Raw genomic sequence first — 5462 nt, forward strand, 5'->3', positions numbered from 1 at the left:
GCGCGGCCGACCAGATGGACAAGGTGACGCAGCAGAACGCGGCGATGGTGGAACAGGCGACGGCGGCCAGCCAGACCCTGACCAACGAAACCGAGGAACTGGCCAGCGCGATGGCGCAGTTCAAGACCGCCGGCTCGGCCGGCACCGGGCGGGGCCAGGCCTCGCGGTCGGGTGGCCATGCCGCCAGCCAGACCAAAACCAGCCGTCCCGCCGCCCCCTCGCGCGGCGTGGCGCAGATGAAGACCACCGGCCGCGGCGGCGCCGCCCCGGCCGAACAGACCAATGCCGATAGCTGGGAAGAGTTCTGATCCAGGCTAAGACGGGCCACGCCAAGCCGAACGCTTGACCATCAATGACAACGCCGCGTGTTCTTCGTGACGCGCGGCGTTTTTATATCCTGAACCCGCCGTGTGCTGCCCGGATCAGACCGCTGGCGAGCGTGCCGCCTCGGCCAGGAACGTCCAGACATAGTCGGCGAAGCTTCGCCAGCATTCGATCTCGAAGCGCTGCTCACCGGTCCGCCACAGCACGATCTCGGCCTTCGAGAGGATCGTCCGGCTCGCCGCCCCGACCGGGAAACCGCCAAGCCGAATGTCCTGCGGGCAGCCGGCCGCGATCACCGCCTCGGCGGTCGGTCCCTCGACCGCGATCGCGACGTTGCGGTGCGACACGTCGACAACCGAGATACCGGCGACGCCTGCAAGCCTTGTCGGCAGCGGTTCAGCGGCCGCCGAAGCATCGTCGGCGAGCACCAGCCATTCATCGGGGCCGATCCAGAGCGCGGACATGCCGCCCTCGGAGGCGCTGGTTTTCGGCCGCGTCGGCAGCGCCAGACCGAGCTTGGCCTCCACCGCCTTCAGCGATTGCGCGCCCGCGCGCAGGCTAATGCGTTGGCGGGGGCCCAGCGGCGTCAGCACCACGCCCGGTCCGGTGGCATAGCGGCCGTCCAGCGGCGCCATGCGCGGCAGGCTCGGCAAGGTGATCAGTTCCCTTGCCACGCCCGCTGCGTCGGCGGGCGTCGAGGCCTTCTTGACCGCTGCCCTGGTCGGCTTCTTCGATGCCGTCTTGCGCTCAGCCATGCAGCCGCTCCCCTTCCGGATCGAAGAACACCGTATCCGTTACCTCGACGGCGATCGTTTCTTTCGGCACCGGAACATACAGCGTGCGGCCGATCAGGTTGCGGCCGTCCTTGACCAGCGCCAGCGCGATCGAGCGCCCCATCGCGTCGGAGTGATAGGCCGAGGTGACGTGACCGAGCATGGTCATCGGCACCGCCTCGTTCGGATCGGCGACGATCTGCGCGCCTTCCTCAAGAACGGTCAGCGGATTCGCGGTCTTGAGGCCGACGAGTTGCTTGCGGCCGGGGGCCACGAGATCGGACCGCTCCAGCCCGCGCTTGCCGACGAAGTCCGTCTTCTTTTTCGATACCGCCCAGGCAAGGCCGGCATCGGCCGGCGTCACCGTGCCGTCGGTTTCCTGGCCGACGATGATATAGCCCTTTTCGGCCCTGAGTACGTGCATAGCCTCAGTGCCGTAAGGCTCGGCGCCAAGGCCGCGGCCATGTTCGCGCAGCCGGTCCCAGACAGTGCGGCCGTAATCGGCCGGCACGTTGATCTCGTAGCCGGCCTCGCCGGTAAAGGAGACGCGGAACAACCGGCAGGCAACGCCCATGAAGGTGCATTCGGCCACCGACATGTGTTTGAACGCGTCCGCTGCGATGTCCAGCCCCTCGACGAAGGGCGCGACGATCTCGCGTGCCTTCGGCCCCTGCACGGCGATCACCGCCCATTGCTCGGTGACCGAAGTGGTCCAGACGGCGAGATCGGGGAACTCGGTCTGCCGGTAATCCTCCATCAGCTCGAGCACGCGCGGCGCGCCACCGGTTGTCGTGGTCACGTGATAACGGTCGTCGCCGATCCTGGCGACGATGCCGTCGTCGATGATGAAGCCGGCCTCGTTCAGCATGATCGCATAGCGGCACTTGCCGGCGGCAAGGCTCGCCAGCGGCGTCGCATAGATCACGTCGAGGAATTTCGCCGCGTCCGGCCCGACTACCTCGATCTTGCCCAAGGTCGATGCATCGAAAAGGCCGGCCGCCTCGCGCACCGTCCGGCATTCGCGGCCGACGGCGGCGTGCATGTCGGCACCTTTCGGGAAATACCAGGCCCGCTTCCACAGGCTGACATCCTCGAACACCGCCCCTTCGGTCTCGGCGCTGTCGTGGATCGGCGTCTTCCGGGTCGGGTCGAACAGCGGCCCTTTGGCGAAACCGGCGATGGTGCCGAAGGTGACCGGTGTGAACGGCGCGCGAAATGTGGTCAGTCCCACGTCGGGCATCGGCCGGCTCAGCGCCACGGCCGCAACGCCGATGCCAGGGATGTTCGAGGTCTTGCCCTGGTCCGTCGCCATGCCGGTGGTGGTGAAGCGCTTGATATGCTCGACCGAGCGGAAGCCCTCGGCGACGGCGAAGCGGATGTCCTTGGCCGTCACGTCGTTCTGGAAGTCGATGAAGGCCTTGACGAATTTTCCCGCGCCGGCGGCGGGCGTCGCCCCCGCCATACCGCCGCCGAAGGGCGCGGCCCCCTCGACCGCGACCGCTGCGGCTTTGCCGGCCTTGCCGGTCGCCGCGACGCGGCCAGCGCTGCGGGCCGAACCGATCGTCCTCGCCAGATCGAAATCGCCCGCCGCCGCGCCGACACTGACGCAAGCCTCGGCCGGCTCCGACGGGACATAGGCCTGGAGCGCGGGATCGAAGGCAAGCTTGCCGCGCGACTGGGAGAAGAGATGCACCGACGGCGTATAGCCGCCGGACATCAGCAGCGCGTCGCATTCGAAGCGGCGATTGTCCTGGCCCGAGCGCAGTTCCTCGACCGTAAAGCCGGTAATGCGCCGGGTGCCGCGCACGGACTCGCCCTCGTAGCCGGCGAGAACCTCGATCCCGAGCGCCCGTGCTTCGGCGGCAATGTCGGCGGGCGGTTCGGCCCGCAAATCGACGATAACCGGCACGGCGACGCCGGCCCGCTTCAGATCGATCGCCGCGGCATAGGCCGCGTCATGGGCGGTGAAGACCGCGACGCGGCGGCCCGGCGCGACGCCGAAATGGTTGAGATAAAGTCGCGCCGCTCCCGCGAGCATGATGCCCGGCCGGTCGTTGTCGGGAAACACCAGCGGCCGCTCGATCGAGCCCGTCGCCAGCACCACCGTCTTCGCCCGCACCTGCCACAGCCGCTCGCGCGGCAGCGCCGGGTCGGGCTCGGACAAATGGTCGGTCACCTGCTCGGCCAGCGCCAGCATGTTGTGGTTGTAGTAGCCGAAGGCCGTCGTGCGCGGCATCAAGCGGACATTGGCCATGCCGGCGAGCCGAGCGACGATGCCGTCGACCCAGTCCATCGCCGGGATACCCTCGATGGTCACGTCGCTCTCGGCCTTCAACCAGCCGCCAAAGGCCGTGCCCTCGTCGCACAGGAGCACGCTCGCGCCCGCCTCGCCGGCCGCCAGCGCAGCGGCAAGGCCTGCCGATCCACCCCCCGCGACGAGCACATCCACATGCGCGAAACGATTAGCGTAGTGCTCGGGGTCAGGCTTTTCGGGCGCGCGCCCGAGGCCGGCCGCGGCCCGGATATAGGGCTCATAGACCCGGTGCCAGAAAGCCTTCGGCCACATGAAGGTCTTGTAGTAGAAGCCGGCCGTCAGGAAGCGCGAGAACATCCCGTTGGCGCCGCCGATGTCGAAGCCGAGCGAGGGCCAGCGGTTTTGGCTGACAGCGTCGAGCCCGTCATAGAGCGGCTGCATCGTCGCGCGGATATTGGGCTGGCGGCGGGCGTGGTCGCGGCGGATCTCGACCAGCGCGTTCGGCTCTTCCGGACCGGAACCCAGGATGCCGCGCGGCCGATGATATTTGAACGAGCGACCGGTGAGATGCACGCCGTTGGCCAGCAGCGCCGAGGCGAGCGTTTCGCCTTCCAACCCCACATAACGCTCGCCATCGAAGCGGAACTGGATGCGGCGGGCGCCTTTGAGGCGACCGTGCTCGGCGAGGCGGAAGCGGCTCATCGCCCGCCCTCCCCGACATCCGGTTTCGGCGCGCCGGTTTCGTAGAACGCCAGGAATTTGTCCGACACCGAATGGCGCGCCGCATTAAAGAAACGTCCGCAGCCATGGACATGGCGCCAGCGCTCGAACACCACGCCGCGGTTGTTGGTGCGCAAATACAGCGCTTCGGCGACGGCCGGACCCGGATCTCCCTCGGCGGACGGCCGCGCGACATGCGCCTCGCCGGCATGGCGGAACTCAAGCTCGGGCCGATCTTCCTGGCAATAGGGGCAGTGGATCAAGAGCATGGAGACGACCCCCGCGGTCAGTGCGCGACGGCGGCTGCCGCCGCCTCGTCGATGAAACGGCCGGTCTCGAAGCGATCGAGGCTGAAGGCGGCGTTGATCCTGTGCGGCTCGTCACGAGCAATGGTGTGGGCAAAGACGTGGCCGGAGCCGGGCGTCGACTTGAAGCCGCCGGTACCCCATCCGCAATTGACGTAGAGCCCTTTTACCGGCGTCTTCGACAGGATCGGCGAGCGATCGGGCGTCACATCGACGATGCCCCCCCAGGAGCGCAACATCCGCATGCGGCGGAACATCGGAAACATCTCCGAGATCGCGTCGACCGTATGGTTGAGGATGTGCAGGCTGCCGGTCTGCGAATAGGACGGATACTGGTCGGTGCCGGCGCCGATGACGAGTTCGCCCTTGTCCGACTGGGAGACATAGGCGTGGACGGTGTTGGACATCACCACGCAGGGAAAGCACGGCTTGACCGGTTCCGACACCAGCGCCTGCAGCGGGAAGCTCTCGATCGGCATCCTGACGCCGGCCATGTCCATGACCACCGAGGTGTTGCCGGCCGCGACGACCCCGATCTTCTTCGCGCCGATGAAGCCGCGCGTTGTCTCGACGCCGGCCACCGACCCGTCGGCGCCGCGCCTTATGCCGGTGACGGCGGTGTTCTGGATGACGTGGACGCCCCTCGCCGAGGCCGCGCGCGCATAGCCCCAGGCGACCGCGTCGTGGCGCGCCGTGCCGCCGCGCCGCTGCAGCGCCCCACCGACCACCGGATAGCGGGTGTCCTTGGAGATGTTCAGTGGCGGACAATACGCCTTGCACTCTTCCGGCGTCAGCCACTCGTTGTCGATGCCGTTGAGGCGGTTGGAATGAATATGACGCTTGGCGACCTGCACGTCGTGGACGTTGTGCGACAGCATCAGGACGCCGCGCGGGGAAAACATGACGTTGTAGTTGAGGTCCTGGCTCAGCCCCTCCCACAGCTTGACCGCATGGTCGTAGATGGCGGCGGACTCGTCGTAGAGATAATTGGAGCGGATGATCGTGGTGTTGCGGCCGGTATTGCCGCCGCCGAGCCAGCCCTTTTCGATCACCGCGATGTCGGTGATGCCGTGCTCCTTGGCGAGG

The 5462-nt window shown here is 67.6% G+C and carries 4 protein-coding genes and 1 pseudogene; 1 reads left to right on the plus strand and 4 read right to left on the minus strand.

Annotation, left to right across the window (positions count from 1 at the left end):
* A pseudogene (locus tag MJ956_RS14920) lies at positions 1 to 308 on the plus strand (methyl-accepting chemotaxis protein); the annotation flags it as partial.
* A gap of 114 nt (positions 309 to 422) precedes the next feature.
* Here the strand turns inward: MJ956_RS14920 and MJ956_RS14925 are convergent.
* The 4 genes from MJ956_RS14925 to MJ956_RS14940 form a co-directional block, all read right to left on the minus strand.
* Complete coding sequence (locus MJ956_RS14925; protein WP_423724892.1) at positions 423 to 959, minus strand: sarcosine oxidase subunit gamma; 537 nt, start codon at positions 957 to 959, stop codon at positions 423 to 425.
* A 112-nt stretch (positions 960 to 1071) separates the two neighbouring features.
* Positions 1072 to 4053, minus strand: a complete 2982-nt coding sequence (locus tag MJ956_RS14930; RefSeq protein ID WP_253965235.1) for a sarcosine oxidase subunit alpha family protein — start codon at positions 4051 to 4053, stop codon at positions 1072 to 1074.
* Positions 4050 to 4340, minus strand: a complete 291-nt coding sequence (locus tag MJ956_RS14935) for a sarcosine oxidase subunit delta (RefSeq protein ID WP_253965236.1) — start codon at positions 4338 to 4340, stop codon at positions 4050 to 4052. Before MJ956_RS14935 ends, MJ956_RS14930 begins: the two co-directional genes overlap by 4 nt.
* Positions 4341 to 4357: 17 nt before the next feature.
* The coding region (locus tag MJ956_RS14940) for a sarcosine oxidase subunit beta family protein (protein WP_253965237.1) at positions 4358 to 5462 on the minus strand (1105 nt) is incomplete at its 5' end.

It is taken from the genome of Aurantimonas marianensis, assembly GCF_024195285.1.
In the GTDB taxonomy this organism is placed as follows: domain Bacteria; phylum Pseudomonadota; class Alphaproteobacteria; order Rhizobiales; family Rhizobiaceae; genus Aurantimonas; species Aurantimonas marianensis.